The organism is Kitasatospora sp. NPDC093558 (assembly GCF_040683475.1).
Taxonomy (GTDB): domain Bacteria; phylum Actinomycetota; class Actinomycetes; order Streptomycetales; family Streptomycetaceae; genus Kitasatospora.
Window position 1 is genome coordinate 1 of record NZ_JBFBDY010000724.1, and the last position, 2,857, is coordinate 2,857.

3 protein-coding genes are annotated in these 2,857 nt (G+C 74.1%); 2 read left to right on the forward strand and 1 reads right to left on the reverse strand.

Annotation, left to right across the window (positions count from 1 at the left end; all coding sequences use genetic code 11):
- Nucleotides 1-196 precede the first annotated feature (196 nt).
- On the forward strand, nucleotides 197-1,036 hold the full coding sequence (locus AB0O00_RS34295) for a GntR family transcriptional regulator (protein WP_363658532.1): 840 nt from the start codon (nucleotides 197-199) through the stop codon (nucleotides 1,034-1,036).
- Between the two features lie 37 nt (nucleotides 1,037-1,073).
- Here AB0O00_RS34295 and AB0O00_RS34300 read toward each other — a convergent pair whose 3' ends face one another.
- The gene (locus tag AB0O00_RS34300; RefSeq protein ID WP_363569470.1) at nucleotides 1,074-1,331 is read right to left on the reverse strand and encodes a mycoredoxin; all 258 of its coding nucleotides are present in this window, start codon (nucleotides 1,329-1,331) and stop codon (nucleotides 1,074-1,076) included.
- A 210-nt stretch (nucleotides 1,332-1,541) separates the two neighbouring features.
- Between AB0O00_RS34300 and AB0O00_RS34305 the strand changes: the two genes are divergently transcribed.
- Nucleotides 1,542-2,857: ATP-dependent helicase (locus AB0O00_RS34305; RefSeq protein WP_363658534.1), on the forward strand; the 1,316-nt coding region annotated here is incomplete at its 3' end.

Below are 2,857 nucleotides of genomic sequence, written 5' to 3' on the forward strand. Positions count from 1 at the left end.
GGGGCGTGCGGCACATGCCGCACGCCCCCTTTTCCGATTCCGATCCCTTCCGGACGCCCCGCCCGCCGGATGTTCGTAACCGCACGGGCCCTGCCCGGCCAGGCCGTTCACCACCCGGCGCGCGCCACCGACCCGCGCGGACGACATTGCCGGAAACGGCTGAAACCGCGTCACCCCGCTCGCTACATTCACTCGGGTGACAATCCCCCGGGGCACCGCCCAATCCCCCAAATACCAGCGCCTCGCCGCCGACCTGCGCCGCCGCATCGCCGAGGGCGAGTTCACCGCCGACGCCGCCCTCCCGGTCGAGAGCGAACTGGAACGCCAGTACGGAGTCGCCCGCAACACCGTCCGCCTCGCCGTCGACGTCCTCGTCAACGAAGGCCGCCTCGTCCGCCTCCAGGGCAAGGGCACCTACCTGCGCGAACACCCCGTCCTCGACCACCGCGCCTACGGCCCCGCGCTGCCCACCGCCCCGCGCGACTGCCTCGCCGTGCCCACCGCCGTCTACCTCGGCGAAGCCGCCGAGGCCGGCCGCGAACTCGGCACCGACTTCGAGATGATGATCGTCCGCGCCCGCGTCGACATCGCCGAACGCCTCGGACTGCGCCCCGGCGAGGCCATCGTCGTGCGCCGCCAGCTGCGCACCCTCGACCGCGAGCCGTACTCGATCGAGGAGAGCCACTACCGGGCCGGCCTCGCGGCGGGCACGCCGCTGATGGAGCCCGACGCCGTCGAGGGCGGCGACGAGGCCGTCCTCGCGGCCCTCGGCCGCACCGAGATCGGCGCCGTCGACCACCTCGTGGCCCGGATGCCGGGCCCGGAGGAGGCCCAGTGGTTCCAGGGCGGCCCGGGCGTACCGCTCATGGTGCAGACCCGCGTCACCTACGACCGGCGCGGGCCCGTGCGCGTCATCGAGACCCGCTACTCGGCCGACCGCAGCCGGCTCGTCTACGGCGTCGGCGACCTCGGCGCGCGCACCACGCTGCCCGCGCCCGCCGCGCCCGTCGACCAGGCCCCGGCCGACGCGCCCTGAGGCACGCCGGCCCGGAGGCCTCGCCGCCGGGGCCGGATCAGGCCGCGAGGGCCTTCTTGACCTGCAGCAGGCTCGGGTTGGTCATGACGACCCGCTCGCCGCCGCCCACCGGCGTCACCAGCACCGTCGGGACCGTCTGGTTGCCGTCGTTCACCGACTCGACGAAGGACGCCGACGCCGGGTCCTCCTCGATGTTGATCTCGGTGTAGCCGATGCCTTCACGGTCCAGCTGGCTCTTGAGGCGGTTGCAGTACCCACACCAGGTCGTGCTGTACATCGTCACGGTGCCGGACATCGAGGGGGCTCCTTCGGGGAGGGGACGGACGGTCTCTGGTCTCCGGACGCAACGTCCGACGGGCGGCGGTCATTCCGGCCGCCGGGTCCGGGGCGAGCCGCCCCGGAAGGACGGCAGGGCCCGGAGAGCCAGAGCGATCATCCTGCGATCACACCGGGCCTGTGGACAACCCGGCCCCGGTTGTCCCACCGGGCTGAGAGGATGGAACGCATGCAGGAAGACCTCTTGAGCGGCGGCCCCGGCGACCTCTGGGCCGATCCCGCGGCCGCGGCCCGCGACGCGGGCCCCGACGCCGTGCTCGCCGGCCTCGACCCCGAACAGCGCGCCGTCGCCACCGCCCTGCACGGGCCCGTCTGCGTCCTCGCCGGCGCCGGCACGGGCAAGACCCGCGCCATCACCCACCGCATCGCCTACGGCGTGCGCAGCGGCGTCTACCAGCCCCAGCAGGTCCTCGCCGTCACCTTCACCGCCCGCGCCGCCGGCGAGATGCGCGGGCGCCTGCGCCAGCTCGGCGCCGACGGCGTCCAGGCCCGCACCTTCCACGCCGCCGCCCTGCGCCAGCTCCAGTACTTCTGGCCCCGCGCCGTCGGCGGCCCCGTCCCCCAGCTGCTCGAACGCAAGATCCAGCTCGTCGCCGAATCCGCCGGCCGCTGCGGCCTGCGCGTCCAGCGCACCGAACTGCGCGACCTCACCGCCGAGATCGAATGGGCCAAGGTCACCCAGACCGGCCCCGACGACTACCCCGCCGCCGTCCAGAAGTCCGGCCGCGACGCCCCCCGCGACCCCGCCGAGACCGCCCAGGTCTACCGCGTCTACGAGGAGGCCAAGAGCCGCCGCGGCGTCATCGACTTCGAGGACGTCCTCCTGCTCACCGCCGCCATCCTCGAGGACCGCCCCGACATCGCCGACCAGGTCCGCGCCCAGTACCGGCACTTCACCGTCGACGAGTACCAGGACGTCTCCCCGCTCCAGCAGCGCCTCCTCGACCAGTGGACCGGCCCCGGCGGCGGCGCCAGCCTCTGCGTCGTCGGCGACGCCAGCCAGACCATCTACTCCTTCACCGGCGCCACCCCCGACTACCTGCTCAACTTCCGCAGCCGCCACCCCGAGGCCGCCGTCGTCAAGCTCGTGCGCGACTACCGCTCCACCCCCCAGGTCGTCCACCTCGCCAACGGACTCCTCGCCCAGGCCCGCGGCGAAGCCGCCCGCCACCGCCTCGAACTCGTCTCCCAGCGCGAGGCCGGCCCCGAACCCGTCTACACCGAGTACGACGACGAACCCACCGAGGCCGAGACCACCGCCCGCCGCATCAAGGACCTCCTCGCCACCGGCGTCCGCGCCAGCGAGGTCGCCGTCCTCTTCCGCACCAACGGCCAGTCCGAGGTCTACGAACAGGCCCTCGCCGACCTCGGCGTCCCCTACCAGCTCAAAGGCGCCGAGCGGTTCTTCGAACGCCCCGAGGTCCGCGACGCCGGCGTCCTGCTGCGCGGCGCCGCCCGCGCCGCCGCCGACCCCCTCACCGACGG